This is a genomic window from Streptomyces sp. NPDC048636 (assembly GCF_040650655.1).
Classification (GTDB): Bacteria; Actinomycetota; Actinomycetes; order Streptomycetales; family Streptomycetaceae; genus Streptomyces.
Map to the genome: position 1 here is coordinate 115,748 of NZ_JBEZHR010000019.1, position 21,182 is coordinate 136,929.

The following is a 21,182-nucleotide window of genomic DNA, read 5'->3' on the forward strand; positions in this document are numbered from 1 at the left end:
GGCCACTCTTCCGTGTGACACCGGAGTCCAACCGCGGGTAACCCGCTGAAAACGCGCTCTTTACACGATCTCAACGCACCCTGGCGACCGATTTTCCCGGGTTCGCAATGATTGATGAGCCACGACGGCTCCCCACACTCAAAACAACCCTCTTACCGGACTCCCCAATGAGCACATCGTGGGCTTAACTTATGGGCTATGACCTCCCCCCGCAGTACCTACGGCGGCGGCTACTACTCCTCGCCGTCCTTCCCGGACACCCCCATCTACGACAGCCTCGTCGCCGAGCGGGGGACACCGCAGATCGCGCCCATCAGGGTGCCGTCGGCGTACGACACCGGAAGTCACCTTCCGGCCCTGCCCTCGGCGCTGCCCGCACTGCCCGCGGGCCCCTCGTACCACACCCCGCCGCCCGGCTATCAGCAGCCCGCGCCGCAGCACATGGGGTTGCAGCAGGCGCAGTCGCCGTACATCCCGCCGCAGGCGACGGGTCCGCGCGGCTATCCGGGCGCGCAGCAGCAGCGCCCGCAGCCGGCCTCGCCGATGGGGTACGACGCGATGCGTCCGGCCATGCAGCGCCCCGCGCCGCGTCCGGCCCCCGCGCAGTCCCCGTATGACGACCCGTATGGGCGTCAGCAGTACCCGGGCGGCCGACCGCCGCACCCGGGAGGCGGCTACTGATCAGCTCCGGGAGGTGAGCGGCGGCGCCAGGGGCGTCCGCCGCGGGAAGGATCGGGCCGGACGGGGCTTCTCCGTCCGGCCCCTGTTCTCTGTGTTGAGGGGCGCTCGTGCCCCAGGGCCGTTCGGCGAAACCAGGCCCGTTCGGCGAACCGAGGGCCGTTCGGCGATCCAAGGGCCGTTCGGCCCCTGCCGGACCGGTCCGGTCCGGGCCATCCTGAACGGGCTGTTCCGCGAGCCATCTCATCAACGGGGACGGACCGGGCTCTCACCCCACTGCGGTGCTGAGCGACATCGACCGGCCGCCCCCGTTCCGCGTGGGGTGCGAGGCAGGAGGGGAGCCTGCCTCGCGCCCCACGCGAGGATCGGCGTCCCGCGGGACTCACTGGCCCGTACCGCGCTCCTTCATCCGCTCGGCGATGACCGCGGCCTGGATCCGCCGTCCGACGCCCAGTTTGGACAGGATCGAGGAGATCCGGTTCTTCACCGTCTTCTCGGCAAGGAACAGCCGTTCGGCGATCTGCCGGTTGGTCAGACCGTCCCCGATGAGCTCGAGGATCTCCCGCTCGCGCGGTGAGAGCCGTTCCAGCTCGGGGGGTCCGCTGGGCTCGGGCCCGCGCAGCCGGGCCATCACCCGCGCGGTGGCGCCCGGGTCGAGCATGGACCGGCCGCCGGCCACCGTACGGACGGCCGAGACCAGGTCGGAGCCGTTGATCTGCTTGAGCACATAGCCCGCGGCCCCGGCCATGATGGCGTCGAAGAGGGCCTCGTCGTCGTCGAAGGACGTGAGCATCAGACAGGCGAGTCCGGGCAGCCGGGCGCGCAACTCCCGGCAGACCTCGATCCCTTCGTGGTCCCCGCCGTCGCCCGACGAGCCGAGCCGTACGTCGAGCACGGCGACCCGTGGCCGTACGGCGGGGGCGCGGGCGATGGCCTCACGGGCGTTCGCCGCCTCGCCGACCACCCGCAGATCGGGCTCGGCGTCGATGAGGTCGCGCAGTCCGCGCCGTACCACCTCGTGGTCGTCGAGCAGGAAGACCCCGATGGGCTCGGTGGCGGCGTGGCCGTCGGGGCCGGTGGGGTCGGCTGTCTCGGGCACTGCACTCCTCACATGGCACACGGGGCGCCGGTCGTGATCCAGCTGCCCAGATTTACGGCCTGACGCGCGGAAGCGTAAGGGCCGTTCGGCCCTCAGGCCCTCTTCTCCGCCGCCAGCGGAGTGATGACCTTCCGCAGATCGGCCTCACCCAGCGGTCGCAGCGCCCGCGCGGCGATCCGTCCCCGGCGGTCGAGGAAGACCGTGGCGGGGACGGTCTGCGGATTGACGCTGCCCCGGGGGAAGGCGAGCACCAGCTTGCCCATCCGGTCGTACAGGCTGGGGTACGGCACCCGGTACCGCTTCTCGAAGGCGCGGGCCGCCTCCGGGCTGGGGTCGCGGGTGTTGATCCCGACGAAGCGGACGCCCTCGGCCCGGGTCTCCTCGGCCACGGCGGCCAGGCTCGACGCCTCGGCCCGGCAGGGCCCGCACTGCGAGGCCCATATGTTGACCACCACGACCTCGCCCCGGTAGTCCGCGACGTCCAGCCGTTTGTCCTCCAGGGTCCGGCCCGCCAGCCCCTGGAGGGGCTGGCGCTCGGCGGGGGCGACCCGGCTGATCCCGTCGCGGTCCGGGGCGGAGGATGACGCGGAGCCGGAGCCCCCACCGCAGGCGGACAGGGTCAGGGTCGCGGCCAGCAGGAGAAGCCCGTGGCGCGGGAGGTGACGGGTACTCATCCGATCAGCTTCGCATGGGCCGTCCGGCGCTCCGGGGCGGGCCCGGCCACCCACGGCCCCGCCGCCCGGCGTCGCGGGCCCGGCGGGGCGTCGCGGACACGCCCTACGGCGTCATCCCTCCGGCATACGGTCCGTACAGGTCCAGCAGCCGGGTGCGCGCGCTCTGCAAACGGCGGCCGATCACCTGGGCGCAGGCCAGCGCGAGGGCGTAGCCGAGCTCGGGGTCCTCGTCGCAGAGGCGGCGCACCGCCTCGGCGTCGAACTCATGGGCTCGCACCGGACTCAGCGCCTCCGCCCCCAGATGCCAGGTGTCCGGGGGGAACAGCCAGGACCAGCCGATCAGCTCCCCGGGGCCGAGGGTCTCGATCACCGCGGCGCGGCGTCCGGGGACGTGCAGATCGAGGGTGACCGCGCCGGTACGGATGATCCAGAAGTGGTCGGCCTTGCGGCCCTCCTCGAAGATGCGGCCGCCCGAGGGGAAGGACACATCGCGGGCGAGCGCCATCACGCGCTCACGGTGCTCCGTCTTCAGCGCGCTGAGAACTCCCATCATGACCTCACTCTGCCGTCTCCGCTGCCGCCTCGCCCCTCGGCGGTGACCGTGCGTATACGAGGTGGCTGATCCAGATCGCTATGCCGGTGAACGGCTATCGACTCACCTATACCCATTTCCGGTCAGGTTTCAGATAGGACACGTCATTTTTGATCGCCGAGGGCTTCGACGGGCGCTCGGCCCTACCCTCGGCTGCTTCACCGACCCTGTGATGTCGCTCGTACTAGTCAAAACGGGAGGCACTGGTGCCAGCCGACCCTCGCCGTCGGACCGCCAACCGAGCCGGAGGCCATCTGCTGAACCGCCGATTCACCGCCGGCGAGCTGCCCCGGCTGCGGGTTCAGGTCGAGGAGTGCGCGGCCTGGGCCGGGCTGCGCGAGGCCCGGCGCGGGGACTTCGTACTGGCTGTCGACGAGATCGCCAGCAATGCGATCGAGCATGCGGGCGGCACCGGCTCGCTAGTGCTGCTGCGGGTCGGCGACGAGCTGGAGTGCCGGATCTCCGACTCCGGCCCCGGCTTCTCCGAGGATGTCATCCCGCAGCTCCTCCCGGGCCTGGACGGCGCCACCAGCGGCCGCGGGCTGTGGCTGACCCAGCTGGTCACCGACCGTCTCGCGGTCAGCGCGGGGGCCGTGGGCGCCGTGGTGACGCTGGCGATGAGGCTGCGGTAGAGCGCGGCCGGGACGGTTCGCACCCGGTGCGGGTGACCGTCGGCACCTTCCCGGGAGGGTTCCCGGCACAAGCGTTTTCCGGGCACAGGGGTTTTCCCGGCACAGCACGGAAAGAACTCAACCATGTGCTGACATGAGAGGCGGTGGGCACGGGTGGAGCTTCCCGTGGTCGTGGGGGTCGACGGTTCGGACACCGCCTCCGGCGCGCTGGACTGGGCGGCCGGGATGGCCGCGCTGCGGGGGATCCCGCTGCGCATCGTGCACGTCTCGCCCCGGGACCGGTACGAGGGCTGTCTTCCCCCGTCGGCCGCCGACCGGCCGGCCGAGCGGCTCCGCGGTGAGACGGTGCTGGCCATGGCGGCCGAGCGGGCGGGGCGCGGGGCACCGGAGCTGAAGGTGATGACCGACCTGGTGACCGACGACCCGGTCAGCGCGCTGCTGCGGGCCGGGCAGCGCGCCGAGGCGGTGGTCGTCGGCTGGCGCGGACGCGGGGAGTTCGCGTCGCTGCTGCTGGGGTCGGTGGGACGGGGTATCGCGGCCCGTGCGCACTGCCCGGTGGTCGTGGTGCGCGGCCGCGCCGAGAGCCTGGCGGGCCGGACGCGCCGGGTGGCAGTGGGCGTCGCCGAGCGTGAGCGCCCGGGCGGCCTTGGGTCCGTACCGCCGCCCTCCCCCGCGGTGGCCTTCGCACTGCGCGAGGCCCGGCTGCGCGGCTGCGGTCTGGAGGCGGTGCACGCCTGGCGCTGCGCGGGCCCCGACGACCACGGCCCGCGCGCCACGTACGCCGGGGAGCGCGCGGACCGGGCGCGCGATCCGGCATCCGACGGTCACCAGGGGCGGGCCGGGCGGGCGGATCACACCCGGCACGCCGCCGCCCTGCTGACCGAGGCGCTGGGCGGTGCGGTCGGCACACCTGGCACACCCCCGGTACCGGTCACCCACCGCACGGTGGAGGGCCCGGCGCGCAAGGCCCTGCTGGACGCCTCGGCCCGCGCCGATCTGCTGGTCGTCGGGGCCCGGCGGCGGCAGGGCCCGTTCGGGATGCAGATCGGTCCGGTCAATCACGCCGTACTGCACCACGCCCGCTGTCCGGTGGCGGTGGTCCCGCAGATCTGACGACCCATCAGCAGCTTGCCACGCAACCGCGCGGTCCGCCGTGGCCGAGTTCCGCCGATCACCGCCCGGCGGCGCCCCGGGGGCCGATATCCTGCTGATGAGCAGGTCATGGGGGTATGGAGGCCAAGTGTCGGGCACCGCGGATCACGGACGCCATCCGGCACTGCCCCAACTCCGTCTCGATCAGCTCCTCGATGAGCTCCAGGCGCGGCTGGACGCCGCCCGGGCCACCCAGGGGCGGATGCACAACCTGCTCGAGGCGGTGCTCAGCGTCGGCCGTGAACTCGACCTGGAGCAGGTGCTGCGGCGGATCGTGGAGGCCGCGGTGGTGCTGGCCGACGCCGAGTACGGCGCGCTGGGCGTGGTCGACCGGCACCGGCTCTCCCAGTTCCTGCCGGTGGGCATATCCGAGGAACTGGCCCACCGCATCGGCCCGTTGCCCAGCGGCCACGGTCTGCTCGGCGAGCTGATCCGCCATCCGCAGCCGCTGCGGCTGACCGATCTGTCGGAGCATCCGGCCAGCCATGGCTTCCCCGCGCACCATCCGCCGATGCGCTCCTTCCTGGGGGTGCCGATCCGCGTCCGCGACGAGGTGTTCGGCAATCTGTATCTGACCGAGAAGCGCGGCGGCGCCCAGTTCGACCCCGATGACGAGGCGGTGCTGACCACCCTGTCGGTGGCGGCCGGTGTCGCCATCGACAACGCCCGGCTGTACCACGAGAGCAGACGGCGGGAACAGTGGCTCGAGGCGCTGGGGGTGATCACCCGCACGCTGCTCGCGGGCACCCCGGCCAACCAGGTGCTGAGTCTGATCGCCCGGCTCGCCCTCCAGGTGGCCCTGGCCGACTCGGCGGCCGTGCTGCTGCCGGTCGCGGGCACCGAGAGCCTGATGGTCGAGGTGGCCGAGGGCCATGATGCCGAGCGGATCGGAAGTCTGGTGGTGCCGGCGGACGGTTCACTGGCCGGGCTCGCCGCGCGCACCGGCTCTCCCGCCGTCGCCACCGATGTCCGGGTGGACGCGCGGGCGCGGGCCTGGCCACTGCCCGACCAGGAGAGCGAGTTCGGCCCGCTGGTGGCCGTCCCGCTGGTGGCGAACGAGCGCACCTCCGGTGCGCTGCGGCTGTGCCGGCTGGCCGGGCGGCCGCCCTTCGACGACAACGAGGTCGAGCTGCTGTCCGGGTTCGCCGCGCAGGCTGCCCTGGCCCTCGAACTGGCCAGGCACCGCGCCGAGTCCGAGCATATGGCGCTGCTCCAGGACCGCGACCGGATCGCCCGCGACCTCCATGACCTGGCCATTCAGCGGCTGTTCGCGACCGGGCTCACGCTCCAGAGCGCGGGACGGCTGATCGAGCGCCCGGAGGCGGCGGAGCGGGTGGGCCGGGCGGTGGACGACCTGGACGAGACCATCAAGATCATCCGTTCCACGATCTTCGCGCTGCGCACGGTCGGGGGTGACGGCGGTGAACCGGCCACCCTGCGGCGGCGGCTGGTCAAGGCGGTCCGGTCGGCGTCGGACGCGCTGGGGTTCGCGCCCGCGCTGCTGATGGACGGCCCGGTCGACACCGACGTACCGGACGACCACGGGGACCAGCTGCTCGCCGTACTGGCCGAGGCGCTCAGCAACATCGTCCGGCACTCCCGGGCCCAGCGGGTGGAGGTACGGCTGACCGTCGACCCGGACACCGGGATCACCCTGATGGTCACCGACAACGGGGTGGGTCTGGGCGGCGCCGCCCCCAGTGGCGGACTGGTCAATATGCGCTCCCGTGCCACGCTGCTCGGCGGCGGTCTGCGGATCGAGGAGCCCGAAGCGGGCGGCACCCGGCTGATCTGGCGGGTCCCGCTGACCGTCGACGGCCCGCCGGTGGAGCGGAAGGGATGAGCCCGTGATATTGCTCTCTCTTCACCGGACGCGCGCATATCCCGCCCGGCATACGGTATTTACGGACGGGGAAGGGGGGTGTGACCTATGAGGATGATCCGGGGACTCTGGCGCTGGCGCCACAATCCGCTGCGCCGCACCACGGACCTCGCCGAGGCCACCGCCGCGCTGATCGCCGTTCTGGTGATGCTGATCGCCGCCCCCACCGTCGGTATCGTGACGGGCTCCCTCGCCCATGACGCTCTGGTGAAGGCCGCGCGGGAGCAGCGCGCCCAGCGATATCTGGTTCCGGCCACCGTCGTCAAGGTGCTCCCCCATCCCCCGGTGGACTCCGACCCCGAGACCTCCTCCGCGCGTGACGCCCACCGCCGGGTGTTCGCGCGGTGGACCGCTCCGGACGGCAGCAGACACCGCGGCCCGCTGGCCACCCACCCCGGCGCCGACCCCGGTGAGCGGTTCCACCTGTGGACCGACGCGCACGGCAGCCCGCGCGGCCGCCCGCTGGACACCGCCACCGCCGCCACCCATGCGGTGCTGGCCGGAATCGGCTCCGCCGCGGCCACGGCCGGCCTGGTGGACGGCACCCGGCGGCTGGTCGTATGGCGGCTGATGCGTCGGCGTTACACGGAGTGGGACACCGCCTGGGCCAAGGCCGGGCAGGACTGGGGCCGGGCGGACGCGGGCAGCTGAGCGCACCGCCCGCTGCCTGCGCGCCCGGCGTGGCGGAGTGCCGCGCATGGCCCAATTGTCATCACGACACCAAGTCCACGCGGGCCTCACGGGGAGGTCAACTCCTCGCGCCCCGCGCACGCTACGGTGGGGCATTCATATGCGCAGCGCCACAGTCGCGAGTCGCGCACATCCGGCTTGACCACGAGGTGGGGGCACAACAGCACCATGGCACAGGGCTCGGTCGTCCAGGTGACACACAGCGGAACGTCGCGGTGGCGCCGCCGCACCGGAGAGTACGCCTCCCTCACCGCGGCCCTGGAGGCCGCGAGCGAGGGTGATGTGCTCTCCATCTCGCCCGGCACCTACCGCGAGAACCTGGTGGTGGACCGGGCCGTCACACTGCGCGGACCCGAAGGCTCCGCCCGCGGGTCGGTGCGGATCTCCCCGGCCGACGGCGTCGCGCTGACGATCGGCGCCTCCGCGATGGTGCAGGACCTGTGTGTGGAGGGTCAGGACGCGGCCGCCCCCGCGCTGCTGGTCGAGGACGGCACCCCGGAGCTGAGGGATCTGCGGGTGGCGACCCGCTCGGCGGTCGGCATCGAGGTACGCGGCGGCGCCCGGCCCACCGTGCGGCGCTGCACGGTCGACAACCCCGCGGGCATCGGGGTCAGCGTGCTCGACGGCTCGGGCGGGGTGTTCGAGGAGTGCGAGGTGGTGGCGGCCGGGCAGTCCGGTGTGGCGGTGCGCGGCGGCGGCCGTCCCCGGCTGGACCGCTGCCGGATCCACCACACCTCGGGCGCCGGGCTCTCGCTCACCGGTGAGGGCAGTTCGCTGGAGGCCGTGGGCTGTGAGGTGTACGAGATCCGGGGCGCGGGGGTGCAGATCTCCTCGCGCGCGACAGGGCACCTCACCGACTGCCGGGTGCACCGCACCACCTCCGACGGGGTCAATCTGGACACGGACGCGGTGCTGACCCTCGCCGACTGCGAGATCCACGACATCCCGGAGAACGCGGTCGACCTCCGTTCGCGTTCGGTGCTGACCCTCACCCGCTCCACGGTGCGCCGGTTCGGGCGCAACGGGCTCTCGGTGTGGGACCCGGGCACCCGGGTGGACGCCAACCAGTGTGAGCTGCACGAGAGCACGGGCGACTATCCGGCGGTGTGGGTGAGCGACGGCGCGACGGCCGTACTCGACTCCTGCCGGTTGCGCGATGTGCCGGACGCGCTGTTCGTCCTGGACCGCGGCTCCCGGGTGGATGTCGTGGACAGCGATCTGTCCCAGGTGCGCAACACCGCGGTGTCGGTGAGCGACGGGGCCACCGTCCAGCTGGACGACTGCCGGATCCGGGAGGCGGCCACCGGCGCGTGGTTCCGCGACCACGGCAGCGGCGGGACCCTCGCCAACTGCACCATCGACGGTGCCTCGACCGGGGTGATCGTCACCAAGGGCGCCGATCCGACCGTGGAGCGCACCACCGTCTCCGGGCCCACCGAGGCCGGGTTCTATGTGTCCGCCGAGGGCCGGGGCACCTTCCAGGGCTGCCGGGTGACGGGCAGCGGTGGCTACGGCTTCCATGTCATCGACGGCTGCCGCACCACCCTGACCCGCTGCCGCACCGAGCGCTGTGCCCGCGGCGGCTACGAGTTCTCCGAGGAGGGCCCGGTCGTCGAGGACTGCACCAGCGACGAGAGCGCGACCAAGGCCGCGCCCACCGCCCCGGCCACCGCGCCCGCACGGGAGACCGTCTCCACGGCCGGGCTGCTGGGCGGCGTTCCCGCGCCGCGTCCCACCCGGACCCCCGCGTCCGCCGAACCGCCCGCCGAGGTCCGCCCGTCCACGACCGTGCTCGGTGAACTGGACGCGCTGGTGGGGCTGGAGAGCGTCAAGCGCGAGGTGCGGGCGCTCACCGACATGATCGAGGTGGGCCGCCGCCGTCAGCAGGCCGGGCTCAAGGCCGCCTCCGTCCGCCGCCATCTGGTCTTCACCGGCTCCCCCGGCACCGGCAAGACCACGGTCGCCCGGCTCTACGGCGAGATCCTGGCCTCGCTCGGGGTGCTGGAGCGCGGCCATCTGGTGGAGGTCTCCCGGGTGGACCTGGTCGGCGAGCACATCGGCTCGACGGCGATTCGCACCCAGGAGGCGTTCGACCGGGCGCGCGGCGGGGTGCTGTTCATCGACGAGGCGTACGCGCTCTCCCCCGAGGACTCCGGGCGGGACTTCGGCCGGGAGGCCATAGACACCCTGGTGAAGCTGATGGAGGACCACCGCGAGGCGGTGGTGGTGATCGTCGCCGGGTACACCGCGGAGATGGCGCGCTTCCTGTCCGTCAACCCCGGTGTGGCGTCCCGCTTCTCCCGCACCATCACCTTCGGCGACTACGCCCCGGAGGAGCTGCTGCGGATCGTGGAGCAGCAGGCCGAGGAGCATGAGTACCGGATCGGCGAGGGCGCGGCCGAGGCGCTGCTGAAGTACTTCACCGCGCTCCCCAAGGGCCCGGCGTTCGGCAACGGCCGCACCGCCCGGCAGACCTTCGAGGCGATGGTGGAGCGGCACGCCGGCCGGGTCGCCCAGCTGGGGGACCCGACCACGGACGAGCTCACCCTGCTCTATCCGGAGGATCTGCCAGCGCTGATCTGACCGGTGTCCTCCGGGGAGGAGCACGACTGCTCCGGGAGCCGGGCCAGCAGTCCGGCCCGCTCCCGGTCGAAGACGGGGTCGGCCTGGTACTCCGAATGCCCCAGGATCGGCGCGGGCAGCGGATGTTCGGGCGTCCGGCCGTAGGCGAGCGGGTCCTTGAGGGCACCGCAGTCGACCTGCGGTCCGGAGCCGTCGGGCAGCCGGATGGGCCCGCCGATCGGGTCGGTGTAGCGCCACAGATTGCGCCAGCAGCGCACCTCGCCGTGGAGCGCGAGCATGGGCACGGGGCCGAAGTAGGCGGGGAACCACCGGCCGTAGAGCCGCTCCAGCGGTGAGCCGTAGGTGAGCAGCGCGACCTGGCCGCGGGTGCGGGGGTCCACCTGCCAGACCGCGGCGGCGGCCAGCACACTGCCCTGGGAGTGACCGGAGATGACCAGCCGTCCGCCGTACCGGCGGGTCCAGGTCTCCATGCGCCAGGTCAGATCGGGGACGGCCCGCTCCGCATAGCAGGGGGGCGCGAAGGGATGGGCGGCGCGCGGCCAGAAGGTGCCCACATCCCAGAGGATGCCGATGGTGCGGCGGGCCGAGGGGCTGCGGTAGGCGCGGCGGGCCCAGGTGACCAGCATCAGGAAGGCCAGCCCCATCAGCCAGGAGCCGATCGCCTGGCAGGTCTGGGCCGCGGCGTCCACCGGATCGGGGGTGCCGTCGGCCGCGCGCCCGGGGACCTGGGCGGTGACCCAGGCCCCGGTCACGGCGAGGCCGCCGGCCAGCAGGGTGCACAGGGCGATCGGGCCGACGATCCAGGGCGCGGAGTCGGTGAGCCCGGCGCGGGCGATGGTGCCCGCGATCCGGCGGGTACGCACCCCGTCGGGCCGCTCCCCCGGATAGCCGTCCATGATCGTCCCCAGTAGCCGGGCACGCACCCGCCAGACCCGGACGGCGAAGACCAGCACCAGCACCAGCAGCGCGAACAGCAGCACCGGTATGGCGGTGGCAAGCCAGGACAGCAGCACGGGCGGGGCGACTTCGGGCCGCTCACCCATCCCCGGGGTGGCGCCGCCGTCCAGCCAGTCGGCGATCCGCTGGGCGACCCCTCCGGCCAGGACCGCGCCGAGTCCGCAGGCGAGGGTGGCGACGGCGGGTCCGGCGAGCCCGTACAGCGGGGTGCGTCCGGCGGGGGCGGCCCGGTAGAGCGCGAGCGCACAGCCCGCGATGGCCAGGATGAGCACACCCTGGGCGATCGCCAGGACGCAGAAGGTCTGGTCGCCGGGCAGCTTTCCGCGGGAGACCCAGTCGGGGCGGGACCAGGCGGCGTGCAGCAGGGAGAGCACGAGCAGCCCGAGCGCGGTGCCGGGCAGCGCGGTGATGGTGATCCGGTCCAGTCTGCCGTCGACCTTGGTCTCACTGCGGCCGCGGCGGCACACCACGAACACCACCGAGACCGCGGCCGCGACCAGCAGGGTGAGCAGCGTCCAGCTTCCGGCGTCCAGCGCCGCGCTGCCGCCGGGCCTGCGGTCCTGGGTGGCGGCGGCGGTGGTCACGGCGGCGGCGATGGTGAGGAAGCCCGCGGCGGTGTGCGCGGCGCGCAGCCGGGCGACGATCCGGCGGCCGTACCAGAAGCCGGGCAGGCACAGCCCGGGGCGGTTGCCCGCCTCGGGGGCGCATTCGTCGACCGGGCGCTCCAGCGGGGGCTGCGACTCGTAGGCGCTCCAGGTGCGGTTGGACAGGTACCACAGCAGCCCGGTGAGCGCGGTGGGCAGCACGGCGGCCAGGGCGATCCGGCGGCCGGGCTGGCTCCACCAGCCGTGGTTCCCGGGTGCCATGAAGCCGAGCCAGGACTTGCCGCCGGCGCAGGCGTCGGCGCCCGCGCACTGCCAGGCCACCAGGTCCAGGGCCACTTCACAGGCCCCGGCGATCAGCGTCACGGTGAGGCTGAGCGCGACCAGCCGCACCAGCAGGCCGTAGCCGCGTACGGTCCGCTCCCGCCGGTCGGCGGCGGGCCGCATCCAGTGCACGAGATTGGCGACCATGAAGGGCAGCAACAGCAGCCACAGGGCGCGGGAGCTGTTGCCGGAGGTCAGATTGGACCAGACGTACGCCTCCCGGACCGGGCTCTCGCGGTCCTCCCGGGGGCGCGTCTCGGCGTCGGCGTCATCGGTCCTGCGGTGGACCCCGGCGGTCTCGTCACCGGTGATCCGGATGGTGCGCGGATCGCCCAGCATCTCCTGGGGGGTGGCGCCGCCGACGCCGTGGACCAGCAGCTCCAGGTCGGGTGGCGGTCCCGCGCGGCCCGACTCCCGGGCCCCCTCCGGTGCCGCGGCCGGATCCTCGACCGTGACCGTAGTGACCGCCATGTCCGCCATGTTCGTCGCATCTGTCGCGTCCGTCGCGCCGTCCGGTGCGCCGCTGCCCACGGTCGATACCACCGTGTCCCCCGATCCCGGTGTGGTCGATCCCGGTGTGGTGCCGTCGTCCCCGTCCAGGATTCTTCCCAGCGATCCGGGGCCCGGACCGCGACAGGCCGGGCGTGGCGAAATCGTGATGCGCATGCGCTCCGGTGATCGGGTATCCCGGGCTCGTGCGAAGATGAGGCCGGGCCGAACGCGCTGACCACAAGGGATCGAGGCAGGGTGAGCGACAACCAGAACCTTCTGGCGGAGCAGCGGCGCGCGCTGATCCTGGACGAGGTACGGCGGCGCGGCGGAGTCCGGGTCAACGAGCTGACGCGCAGGCTCAATGTCTCGGATATGACGGTCCGTCGCGATCTGGACGCGCTCGCCAGGCTGGGCGTGGTGGAGAAGGTACACGGCGGTGCGGTGCCGGTCGCCGAGGCGAGCACCTACGAGCCGGGGTTCGAGGCCAAGTCGGGCCTGGAGCTGAGCGCCAAGGAGGACATCGCGAAGGCCGCGGCCGCGATGGCCACCCCGGGTACCGCGATCGGCCTGGCCGGTGGCACCACGGCCTTCGCCCTGGCACAGCAGCTGCTGGACGTCCCGGATCTGACCGTGGTGACCAACTCGGTCCGGGTCGCCGATGTCTTCTACAACGCCCAGCGGTCCGCGACGGCCGGTGGGCCCGTCCCGCGCCCGGGCGCGGCCACGGTGGTGCTCACCGGCGGGGTGCGGACGCCGTCGGACACCCTGGTGGGGCCGGTGGCGGACGCCGCGGTGCGCTCGCTCCACTTCGATGTGCTGTTCCTGAGCCCGCACGGCATATCGGTGGAGGCGGGGCTGTCCACGCCGAATCTGGCCGAGGCGGAGACCAACCGTCACTTCGTACGGGCCGCGCGGCGGGTGGTGGTGGTCGCGGACCACACCAAGTGGGGCATGGTGGGCCTGAGTTCGTTCGCCACACTGGACCAGGTGGACGCGCTGGTGACGGATCCGGGGCTGCCCGAGGACGCGCGGGCGGAGATCTCGGAGTATCTGCCGGAGCTGGTCGTGGCGGGCGAGGCGACCGGGGCCGCAGACATCTGACGGGGCGGCAGTTATCGTGTGTCCATGACACACCGGCTGCGTTCCGTCGGGCTGGAGTACGCCGAGACCGCCCCACTGCGGATGGTCTTCGTCGCCGAGGCTCAGGCCCCTCCGGGGGCGGTGTTCACGGCCCTGGCCGACACCGAGGGCTGGCCGCGGTGGTTCCGCCAGGTATCCACGGCGCACTCCACCGACGGCGGCGGGGGCCGGGAGATCTGCCTGCGGGGCGGCGTCCGCTTCCGCGAGACGGTGATGACCGCGGAACCCGGTGAGCGCTACGCCTATCGGATCGACGAGACGAACGCCCCCGGGCTGCGGGCGCTGCTGGAGGAGTGGACCCTGGCCCCCTCCGGCGGCGGCACCCTGGTGCGGTACGTCTTCGCGCTGGACGCCCCGCCGCCGGTGCGCGTCGCCGCGCGGCTGGCGCGCCCCGGGCTGGCGCGGGCCTTCCGGCAGGCGGTCCGGAACCTTGACCGCCTGCTGGCCGACGCGTAGCGGGACCGTAGGGGGTGTTCCGCGAAGTCCCGCCGGGCCCGCGACGCCTGGCACGCACGCTCGCCGCGTTGTCGGGATCATCCGCGGAGGCCCGCCCCCGGACTCCGTCCGGGGGTGCCCCCGCGAGGACGACCCTCCGCCTTGCGATCACACGCGCCCCCAGCCACCGCCGGGAGGTGCCCCCTGACGCCGCGGGCCGGTCCGACGCGACTTCGCGGACACCCCCTAGCCGGACCAGCGGCCGGTGGCCAGGAAGACCTCGATCGTCTTCGCGTAGGGCGTGATGTCGAGCTCCTGTTCCGCCAGCCAGACATCCGAGTAGTACTTGTCCAGATAGCGGTCACCGGGGTCGCACAGCAGGGTCACCACACTGCCGGTGCGCCCGGCCTCGACCATCTCCGCGACGATCCGCAGCGCGCTCCACAGCCCGGTCCCGGTGGAGCCGCCCGCCTTACGGCCGATGGCCCGCTCCAGGGCGCGCACCGCGGCGACGCTCGCCGCGTCCGGGACCTTCATCATCCGGTCGATCGCGCCGGGCACGAAGCTGGGCTCCATCCGGGGGCGGCCGATGCCCTCGATCCGTGAACCGCGGTCGCTGGACGCCCGGTCGTCCTGGTGCACCCAGCCGTCGAAGAAACAGGAGTTCTCCGGGTCGGCGACACAGACCCGGGTGTCGTACTGCATGTAGTGGACGTAGCGCGCGAGGGTCGCCGAGGTGCCGCCGGTGCCCGCGGTGGCCACCACCCACGCCGGTTCCGGATAGCGCTCCAGCCGCAGCTGCTGGTAGATCGACTCGGCGATGTTGTTGTTGCCGCGCCAGTCCGTGGCGCGCTCGGCGTAGGTGAACTGGTCCATGTAGTGGCCGCCGGTCTCCGCCGCGAGCGCGGCGGACGCCTCGTACATCGTCCGCGGGTCGTCCACGAAATGGCATCGACCGCCATGGAATTCGATCAGTCGGCACTTCTCCCGGCTGGTCGTGCGCGGCATCACCGCGATGAAGGGGACGCCGATCAGCTTCGCGAAGTACGCCTCGGACACGGCGGTGGAGCCGCTGGACGCCTCGATGACGGGCTTGCCCGGCCGGATCCAGCCGTTGCACAGCCCGTACAGGAACAGCGAGCGGGCCAGCCGGTGCTTGAGGCTGCCGGTGGGGTGGGTGGACTCGTCCTTCAGATAGAGGTCGATCCCCCACCGCTCGGGCAGCGGGAAGCTCAGCAGATGGGTGTCGGCCGAGCGCTGGGCGTCGGCCTGCACCTTGCGGACGGCCTCCTTGAGCCACTCCCGGTAGCCGTGGTCGCTGCGGTCCACGTCAACCGTGTCGATGACCCCCCGTGTCGTGCCGTCCACATCGCTCCTCGTACTCGTTCTCCTACCCGGCCCGGGTCGCGCGATCCGGCCCTTTCGATCCTAAGTGGACCCTGGTGCGCCCTGGTGCGCCGGGCCGGTCCCGTGCACACTGCGCAGCAGGGAGAATGAGCGGCAGCGGCACGCGTGCCAGTGGGAGCCACCGGGGAGGCGGTCGTCATGGCCGATACGGAGTTCAATGCCAGAGGGGTGCGGATCGAGCGGTTCCTCCGTTCGGTGACCCGTGCCGGGCAGGTCCTGATCAAGGACGGCAGGCTCCAGCTGTTGACCAGTTACGGCAGCGAGATCGACAGCGCCCCGGTCCAGTCGGTCCGCGCGAGCAAGCCGTGGTTCGTCGACGGCGACCAGGCCATGGCCAGGGTGAACGGCACCCGTTACCGGCTCACCCTCGGCGAGCAGGACACCGCCGCCAAGTCCACCGGCCCCGCCGCCGCGAGCCGCTTTCTGGACGTGGTGCGGTCCGCCCGGGGGCACGGCCGGAAGGAGTGAACCGGCCGAGTTGCGCATGCGCGCGCAGGGGCCGACCCTGGACGAGTATCAGTATCACTGAGGGTCAACAAGCGGTGACGCTGAGAACCGGCTCACCGGTCGCGCCCAGCAGCCACCACTGCTGAACGTGTTCGTCGCCCGCACCTGAATCAGGCTAGCCCCAACTTCTTTCAGGGAGTCGCAGCCGTGATCAGTCGTCCTAGCAGGCATTGCACGGTGGAGCTGCAAGCCCTGCCGTCGCGGATCGGTCAGGTCCGCAGAATCGTGTCGGCGCAACTGCGCTACTGGCATCTGGATCCCCTTATCGACCCGGCCGCGCTCGGTGTCACCGAGCTGCTGACCAACGTGCACCGGCATGCCGAACCGGACAAACAGTGCACGGTGGAGATCGTCCTGATGCTGGACCGGCTCACCGTCTCGGTCCGCGACCAGGATCCCCGGCTGCCCCGCCTCCGCGCCCAGGACCCCGTCTCCACCCACGGCAGGGGACTGGCCCTGGTCGCGGCGGTCAGCCAGAGCTGGGGTATGCACGCCCGGGACGACGGCAGCGGCAAGGTGGTGTGGTTCACCCTCGCCGTATCGCAGCCCGCCGCCACCGCCAAGTCGCCGTTCGCGGCATACGGAGCGGGGCGTACCGCACCGCCGCGGGGAGTTGATCTCACTCAGCCGGCCCAGACCCCGGTGGGCGCCCCGGCGCCGGCCCCGACTCCCGTCCAGGCGCCGCCGGTTCACACCCCCGCGCCGGCTCCGGTGGCGGCTCCGGCCCCCGCGTCCGCCGCGGCGGCGCCCACCACCGCGCCCGCACCGGAGGCTCCGGCCGCCGTGGGCCGGGAGCGTGCGCCCGCCGCCCGGTCGGCCGTATCGCACTGAGCAGCGGTCCGTCCCGCCGCTTCGGGAAGCGGGACGGACCCGTGAGCCGCCTCCGGCCGGAAGAGACCCGCGACGAGGCCCACGACGAGACTCGCGACAGGGCCCGGACGGTGACCCGGCGCCCCGCCCGGCCCCGGTCAGCCCGCCTCGCCCCGCGCCCGCGGTCCGAACTGCTCGTCCAGGACCGACAACCGCCGCCAGTACTCCTCCTCGTCGATCTCACCGGCCGCGAAGCGGCGGCCCAGCAGCGCGATCGGAGAACGCTCGCCGTGGTCCGGGCCGCCCTGCCGCCACAGGGCGCGGCGCCGCCCGACCGTACGCCGCAGCAGGAAGATCCCGCCGCCGACGACCAGCGCCCACATCAGGGGGAAGAGGAGGATCCAGGGGCCGGGGCCCGCACCGTCGGCGAAGCCGTGCGCCAATGTGTTCATGCTGATCGCGCTCCTCGGAAGAGATGTCGTTGATGACCGTGGTCCGGTCGGCACTTTCGAGGGTCGTCCTCCGCGGCGCCCGCGTCGTCGTACGGCCGACGGCATCCGCCGTACCCCGGAGGGAGTAGACGCGCGGGGCTCAGGCGGTGATGCCCGCCGCGCGCAGCCGTAGCGCCACCTGCTCCCAGACCGGTTCGACCGGCTCGGTGGGATGGGTTCCGGTGTCGATGTCCTTGAAGCCGCTGGAGGTGGCGACGCAGACCACGGGGCCGTCGAAGTCGCCGCCGCGCCCCCGGTGACCGCGCAGCCCGGCGAGCCCGGCGGCGGCGGAGAGCTCCACCCACAGCCCCTGGCGGCCCAGTTCGGTCCGGGCGGCCGCCATCTCCTCGTCGGTCACCAGCAGGGCGTCGCCGCGGCTGCGCGTCACCGCGAGCACCCCGCGGTAGCCGCCGACGGTGCAGTCGATGCCGTACGCCTTGGTCGGGCCGGCGTCGACGGTCGCGGCCGGGCGGCCCTCACGCACCGCGGCGGCCAGCGGACCGCCCACGGAGGGCTCACAGCTGAAGATCCGCGGAACCCGCGGGGCCAGGCCGAGCCGTTCGAGTTCGGCGAACCCCTTCCAGACGCCGAACAGCAGCTCGCCGTAGCCGGTCGGCACGAACACGGCCGCCGGGACGCCGAGTTCGGTGAAGATCTCGTACGCCACGGTCTTGTAGCCCTCGGGGCCGAAGGCGTGGCCGGTGTGGGTGTCGGTGAGGTTACTGACCGGGTGGAAGCCGCAGCGGTCCACGATCCGCCGCATCAGCGGCCAGCGCGCGGTGGTCGGGACGGGCAGCACGACGGCGCCGTAGGCCCGCAGGAAGGAGACCACCGCCGGGGGCGCCTCGGCGGAGGCGAGGACCACACAGCGCAGCCCGGCGCGGGCCGCGTACGCGGCGGCGGAGGCGCCGTGGTTGCCGGACGAGGCGACCACCACGCCCTCCGCGCCCACGCCGACGGCGGCGCTCGCGGTGCAGCGGTTGAGCCGGTCCTTGTGGCTCCAGGTGGGGTTGCGCGACTCGTCCTTGATGAACACGTCGTCGCCCAGGGGGAGCAGCGGGGTGCCGCCCTCGCCGAGCCCGGGGGCGGCCAGCGGCGGCAGCAGGGGCGCCCAGCGGTCCAGGCTCGCGCCGGTTCGCCCGGTGCGCTCGAAGAGCCCTGCGGGCACGTCGCCGTAGGCGTAGTCGACTTCGGCGGGGTAGGTCATCCCGCCAGTGGCCGTCCGCGGACAGCCCCGGGTCAGCGGTGGCCACAGCGGGTAGCGGACCGACGGGTCGCCGAGTGAGCGCTGGCCGTTGGCGAGTGAGTCCGGTGCGGGTGTCATCACCCGGAGTGTAGGCGCTGGAGTTCTGTACCTACTAGTGTGTACAGTGGCTTCATGAGCACTCCGGAACGCCTGATCGAGAGCACCAGGGAGCTCCTCTGGGAGCGCGGCTATGTGGGCACCAGCCCCAAGGCCATCCAGCAGCGTGCGGGCGCCGGACAGGGCAGCATGTACCACCACTTCAGCGGCAAGCCGGATCTGGCGCTCACCGCCATCCGCCGCACCGCCGAGGAGCTGCGCGGCGTCGCCGGGGCCTGCCTCGACGGACCGGGCGGGGCGTACGAGCGTGTCCGCGCGTATCTGCTGCGGGAGCGCGAGGTGCTGCGCGGCTGTCCGATCGGACGGCTGACGATGGACCCGGATGTGATGGCCGACCCCGAGCTGCGGCGGCCGGTGGACGAAACCCTCGACTGGCTGCGCGGACGGCTGGCGCAGGTGCTCACCGACGGCCGCGAGAGCGGGGAGTTCACCGCCGGGCTGGCTCCGGAGCCGATCGCCGCGACGGTGGTCGCGACCGTCCAGGGCGGCTATGTGCTGGCCCGTGCGGCGGGGTCGGCGGCGCCCTTCGACAGCGCGGTGGAGGGGCTGCTCACACTGCTGTCGGCGTTCAAGGCATCCGCCTAGGGCGCCCGGTCACTCCCCCGGAGCATCTGTCCGAGGTCCGCGCCCAGGGCGCCCGTTCACGATATTCGCCCGATGACGCCCCAGGGCGCCCATTTCCCCTTCCCGGTAAAGGAATTCCTCATCGTGGAGATCACCCGTAACCCACGCCATAGCGAGCGCGGTCCGGCGGACCGCTTCACCGGCTCCGTCTGGCTGGACGAGCTCGCGGCCCCGGCCGACCCTTCACGCCTGCGGCTGTACAGCGTCCACTTCGCCCCCGGCTCCCGCACCGCCTGGCACCGCCATCCGCTCGGCCAGGTCCTGCACGTCACCGAGGGGCGCGGGCTGGTGCAGTGCGAGGGCGGCCCGGTCGAGGAGATCCGGGCCGGGGACACCGTGTGGATCGACGCGGACGAGCGGCACTGGCACGGCGCCGGGCCCCACACCTTCATGACCCATCTCGCCCTGGTGGAGGCCGCGGCGGACGGCACGGCGGCCGTGTGGGAGGAACTGGTCGACGACACCGCGTACCCCGCCGCCTGAACGGACCGCCCCTCTCCGCCCGCCGGCCCCACAGGAGTTCCCCATGTACGCCATGCAGTACCGGATCACCCTCCCCGCCGACTACGACATGAACGTCATCCGCCATCGGGTGGAGACCAAGGGCCCACTGCTGGACGACTTCCCCGGGCTGGGCCTGAAGGCTTACGCCATCAGCGAGCGCGGGGTGGACGGCGCCACGGTGAACGCGTACGCGCCGTTCTATCTGTGGGCCGCCCCCGACGCCATGCACCGCTTTCTGTGGGGGCCCGGGTTCCAGGGCCTGGTCCAGGACTTCGGGCGGCCCGTGGTCGAGCACTGGCCGGGGCTCGCCCTCGCCCGCGGCCGGGCCGCGGCCGCCGTACCGCGCGCGGCCACCCGGCACACCGAGACCGTCCCGGCCGGGGCCGATCCGGCCGGGGCAGTCGAGGGCGCGGTTCAGGAGCTGCGGCGGCGGGCGGACGCGGACGGAGTGCATTCGACGGCCGTCGCCATCGATCCGCGCGGCTGGGAACTGGTCCACTTCACGCTGTGGGAGCACGCCGCGCCGCGAGCGGAGCCGGGCGACCGCTACCAGGTGCTCCATCTGTCCGCGCCCGGCCTGGACGCGCTCCCCGAGGGGCGGCAGTGGTGACGGAACCCCGTCCGGCCGTCCGTACGGTCCTCGGCGATGTCCCCGGCGGCGAGCTGGGCATCTGCGACGCCCATGACCATCTCTTCCTGCGCAGCACGCAGTTGCCCGGACAGGAGCTGGGTACCGGGGACGCCGAAGCGGCCGAGGCCGAGCTGCGCGCCTTCCGCGCCCTGGGCGGCGGCACGGTGGTGCAGTGGACGCCGTACGGCCTGGGGCGGGGCGCCGGACACCTGGCCTCGCTCTCCCGGGCCACCGGAGTGCGGTTGGTGGCCGCCACCGGGATGCACCAGGCCGTGCACTACCGGCCGGGCGCGGTCGAGGACGTCCGCGAACGGCTCGCCGAACTGTTCACCGAGGAGCTGACGCGGGGCATCGGCGGCAACGGCCCCAGGGCCGGACTGATCAAGGTCGCCGGGGGTTTCCACGGTCTCGACGCCCACGCCCGCCACACCATGGCCGCCGCCGCCCACGCCCACCACCGTACGGACGCGCCGATCGCCGTCCATCTGGAGCTGGGGACGGCGGCGCTGGACGTACTGGAGCTGCTGTGCGGCGAGTGGGAGGTGGAGCCGCACCGGGTGCTGCTCGGCCATCTCAACCGCTCGCCCGACCTCGAGGTCCACCGGCAGGTGGCCGCGGCGGGGGCCTTCCTGGTCTACGACGGCCCCTCCCGAGCCCACCACACCACCGACTGGCGCCTCCCCGACGCGCTCACCGCCCTCGTGGCGGCGGGCCACGCCGGGCAGTTGCTGCTGGGCGGCGACACCACGACGGCCGGAGCGCGCTCGGTGAACGGCGGCCCCGGCATGCCGTATCTGCTGCGCCGTCTGCGGCCCAGGCTCGAACGGGCCGTCGGCGCCGAGGTGATGACCCGGATCCTCACCGAGAACCCGGGCCGCGCCCTGGCGGTGGACTGGCCCGCCTGATCCTCGCT

General features: G+C 73.1%; 20 protein-coding genes and 1 pseudogene. 14 read left to right on the top strand and 7 right to left on the bottom strand.

Annotated features, from left to right (window positions below):
- The first annotated feature begins 198 nt into the window (after window positions 1-198).
- Window positions 199-681, top strand: coding sequence for a DUF6643 family protein (locus AB0C66_RS33125; RefSeq protein WP_362447222.1), 483 nt, complete (start codon window positions 199-201; stop codon window positions 679-681).
- Between the two features lie 379 nt (window positions 682-1,060).
- On the opposite strand, the gene AB0C66_RS33130 is transcribed toward AB0C66_RS33125, so the two are convergent.
- From AB0C66_RS33130 to AB0C66_RS33140, 3 genes are all read right to left on the bottom strand, one after another.
- The gene (locus AB0C66_RS33130) at window positions 1,061-1,777 is read right to left on the bottom strand and encodes a response regulator transcription factor (protein WP_362447225.1); all 717 of its coding nucleotides are present in this window, start codon (window positions 1,775-1,777) and stop codon (window positions 1,061-1,063) included.
- A gap of 92 nt (window positions 1,778-1,869) precedes the next feature.
- Window positions 1,870-2,451 carry a TlpA disulfide reductase family protein gene (locus AB0C66_RS33135; RefSeq protein WP_362447228.1) on the bottom strand — a complete coding sequence of 194 codons (582 nt, stop codon included), beginning with the start codon at window positions 2,449-2,451 and terminating at the stop codon, window positions 1,870-1,872.
- A gap of 103 nt (window positions 2,452-2,554) precedes the next feature.
- The gene (locus AB0C66_RS33140; RefSeq protein WP_362447231.1) at window positions 2,555-3,004 is read right to left on the bottom strand and encodes a cyclic nucleotide-binding domain-containing protein; all 450 of its coding nucleotides are present in this window, start codon (window positions 3,002-3,004) and stop codon (window positions 2,555-2,557) included.
- 245 nt (window positions 3,005-3,249) lie between these two features.
- Between AB0C66_RS33140 and AB0C66_RS33145 the strand changes: the two genes are divergently transcribed.
- The 5 genes from AB0C66_RS33145 to AB0C66_RS33165 all read left to right on the top strand — a co-directional run bounded on the left by AB0C66_RS33145 (window position 3,250) and on the right by AB0C66_RS33165 (window position 9,982).
- A complete protein-coding gene (locus AB0C66_RS33145) occupies window positions 3,250-3,675 on the top strand; it encodes an ATP-binding protein (RefSeq protein ID WP_362447234.1) in 426 nt (141 codons plus the stop codon).
- 153 nt (window positions 3,676-3,828) lie between these two features.
- Complete coding sequence (locus AB0C66_RS33150; protein WP_362447237.1) at window positions 3,829-4,788, top strand: universal stress protein; 960 nt, start codon at window positions 3,829-3,831, stop codon at window positions 4,786-4,788.
- 127 nt (window positions 4,789-4,915) lie between these two features.
- On the top strand, window positions 4,916-6,670 hold the full coding sequence (locus tag AB0C66_RS33155; RefSeq protein ID WP_362447239.1) for a GAF domain-containing sensor histidine kinase: 1,755 nt from the start codon (window positions 4,916-4,918) through the stop codon (window positions 6,668-6,670).
- A gap of 87 nt (window positions 6,671-6,757) precedes the next feature.
- A complete protein-coding gene (locus AB0C66_RS33160; protein WP_362447242.1) occupies window positions 6,758-7,360 on the top strand; it encodes a hypothetical protein in 603 nt (200 codons plus the stop codon).
- Window positions 7,361-7,567: 207 nt separating this feature from the next.
- Window positions 7,568-9,982 (top strand): right-handed parallel beta-helix repeat-containing protein, encoded by a 2,415-nt coding sequence (locus tag AB0C66_RS33165; RefSeq protein WP_362447245.1) that lies wholly within the window; start codon window positions 7,568-7,570, stop codon window positions 9,980-9,982.
- Here the strand turns inward: AB0C66_RS33165 and AB0C66_RS33170 are convergent.
- On the bottom strand, window positions 9,952-12,204 hold the full coding sequence (locus AB0C66_RS33170) for a hypothetical protein (RefSeq protein ID WP_362447305.1): 2,253 nt from the start codon (window positions 12,202-12,204) through the stop codon (window positions 9,952-9,954). The two genes, AB0C66_RS33165 and AB0C66_RS33170, sit on opposite strands and share 31 nt — an antisense overlap.
- Before the next feature lie 408 nt (window positions 12,205-12,612).
- On the opposite strand from AB0C66_RS33170, the gene AB0C66_RS33175 reads away from it, so the two are divergent.
- Together AB0C66_RS33175 and AB0C66_RS33180 are read left to right on the top strand one after the other, a co-directional pair.
- Window positions 12,613-13,458 carry a DeoR/GlpR family DNA-binding transcription regulator gene (locus AB0C66_RS33175; protein WP_362447248.1) on the top strand — a complete coding sequence of 282 codons (846 nt, stop codon included), beginning with the start codon at window positions 12,613-12,615 and terminating at the stop codon, window positions 13,456-13,458.
- 24 nt (window positions 13,459-13,482) lie between these two features.
- Window positions 13,483-13,953, top strand: coding sequence for an SRPBCC family protein (locus tag AB0C66_RS33180; RefSeq protein WP_362447251.1), 471 nt, complete (start codon window positions 13,483-13,485; stop codon window positions 13,951-13,953).
- A 225-nt stretch (window positions 13,954-14,178) separates the two neighbouring features.
- On the opposite strand, the gene AB0C66_RS33185 is transcribed toward AB0C66_RS33180, so the two are convergent.
- Window positions 14,179-15,300, bottom strand: coding sequence for a PLP-dependent cysteine synthase family protein (locus tag AB0C66_RS33185; RefSeq protein WP_362447254.1), 1,122 nt, complete (start codon window positions 15,298-15,300; stop codon window positions 14,179-14,181).
- 177 nt (window positions 15,301-15,477) lie between these two features.
- On the opposite strand from AB0C66_RS33185, the gene AB0C66_RS33190 reads away from it, so the two are divergent.
- Entirely contained in the window at window positions 15,478-15,807 is a 330-nt protein-coding gene (locus tag AB0C66_RS33190) for a hypothetical protein (RefSeq protein ID WP_362447257.1), read from the top strand.
- Between the two features lie 186 nt (window positions 15,808-15,993).
- A pseudogene (locus tag AB0C66_RS33195) lies at window positions 15,994-16,404 on the top strand (ATP-binding protein); the annotation flags it as partial.
- Window positions 16,405-16,814: 410 nt separating this feature from the next.
- On the opposite strand, the gene AB0C66_RS33200 reads toward AB0C66_RS33195, so the two are convergent.
- Window positions 16,815-17,108 carry an SHOCT domain-containing protein gene (locus AB0C66_RS33200; protein WP_362447260.1) on the bottom strand — a complete coding sequence of 98 codons (294 nt, stop codon included), beginning with the start codon at window positions 17,106-17,108 and terminating at the stop codon, window positions 16,815-16,817.
- A 139-nt stretch (window positions 17,109-17,247) separates the two neighbouring features.
- Window positions 17,248-18,471, bottom strand: a complete 1,224-nt coding sequence (locus tag AB0C66_RS33205; RefSeq protein ID WP_362447263.1) for a pyridoxal-phosphate dependent enzyme — start codon at window positions 18,469-18,471, stop codon at window positions 17,248-17,250.
- 54 nt (window positions 18,472-18,525) lie between these two features.
- Between AB0C66_RS33205 and AB0C66_RS33210 the strand changes: the two genes are divergently transcribed.
- The 4 genes from AB0C66_RS33210 (at window position 18,526) to AB0C66_RS33225 (ending at window position 21,174) form a co-directional block, all read left to right on the top strand.
- Window positions 18,526-19,095: a TetR/AcrR family transcriptional regulator gene (locus AB0C66_RS33210; protein ID WP_362447266.1), complete on the top strand. Its 570-nt coding sequence runs from the start codon at window positions 18,526-18,528 to the stop codon at window positions 19,093-19,095.
- A 123-nt stretch (window positions 19,096-19,218) separates the two neighbouring features.
- Complete coding sequence (locus AB0C66_RS33215) at window positions 19,219-19,617, top strand: cupin domain-containing protein (RefSeq protein ID WP_362447308.1); 399 nt, start codon at window positions 19,219-19,221, stop codon at window positions 19,615-19,617.
- 43 nt (window positions 19,618-19,660) lie between these two features.
- The gene (locus AB0C66_RS33220) at window positions 19,661-20,248 is read left to right on the top strand and encodes a DUF4865 family protein (RefSeq protein ID WP_362447268.1); all 588 of its coding nucleotides are present in this window, start codon (window positions 19,661-19,663) and stop codon (window positions 20,246-20,248) included.
- The gene (locus AB0C66_RS33225) at window positions 20,245-21,174 is read left to right on the top strand and encodes a phosphotriesterase (RefSeq protein WP_362447271.1); all 930 of its coding nucleotides are present in this window, start codon (window positions 20,245-20,247) and stop codon (window positions 21,172-21,174) included. The genes AB0C66_RS33220 and AB0C66_RS33225 overlap by 4 nt, the downstream gene beginning before the upstream one ends.
- Window positions 21,175-21,182 lie beyond the last annotated feature (8 nt).

Excerpts from the sequence above, each read along its gene's own strand:
- AB0C66_RS33135 (WP_362447228.1), bottom strand. The coding sequence starts at position 2,451 with ATGAGTACCCGTCACCTCCCGCGCCACGGGCTTCTCCTGCTGGCCGCG.
- AB0C66_RS33205 (WP_362447263.1), bottom strand. The coding sequence starts at position 18,471 with ATGACACCCGCACCGGACTCACTCGCCAACGGCCAGCGCTCACTCGGC.
- AB0C66_RS33210 (WP_362447266.1), top strand. The coding sequence starts at position 18,526 with ATGAGCACTCCGGAACGCCTGATCGAGAGCACCAGGGAGCTCCTCTGG.
- AB0C66_RS33180 (WP_362447251.1), top strand. The coding sequence starts at position 13,483 with ATGACACACCGGCTGCGTTCCGTCGGGCTGGAGTACGCCGAGACCGCC.
- AB0C66_RS33160 (WP_362447242.1), top strand. The coding sequence starts at position 6,758 with ATGAGGATGATCCGGGGACTCTGGCGCTGGCGCCACAATCCGCTGCGC.
- AB0C66_RS33220 (WP_362447268.1), top strand. The coding sequence starts at position 19,661 with ATGTACGCCATGCAGTACCGGATCACCCTCCCCGCCGACTACGACATG.
- AB0C66_RS33125 (WP_362447222.1), top strand. The coding sequence starts at position 199 with ATGACCTCCCCCCGCAGTACCTACGGCGGCGGCTACTACTCCTCGCCG.
- AB0C66_RS33200 (WP_362447260.1), bottom strand. The coding sequence starts at position 17,108 with ATGAACACATTGGCGCACGGCTTCGCCGACGGTGCGGGCCCCGGCCCC.
- AB0C66_RS33165 (WP_362447245.1), top strand. The coding sequence starts at position 7,568 with ATGGCACAGGGCTCGGTCGTCCAGGTGACACACAGCGGAACGTCGCGG.
- AB0C66_RS33170 (WP_362447305.1), bottom strand. The coding sequence starts at position 12,204 with ATGCTGGGCGATCCGCGCACCATCCGGATCACCGGTGACGAGACCGCC.
- AB0C66_RS33190 (WP_362447257.1), top strand. The coding sequence starts at position 15,478 with ATGGCCGATACGGAGTTCAATGCCAGAGGGGTGCGGATCGAGCGGTTC.
- AB0C66_RS33140 (WP_362447231.1), bottom strand. The coding sequence starts at position 3,004 with ATGATGGGAGTTCTCAGCGCGCTGAAGACGGAGCACCGTGAGCGCGTG.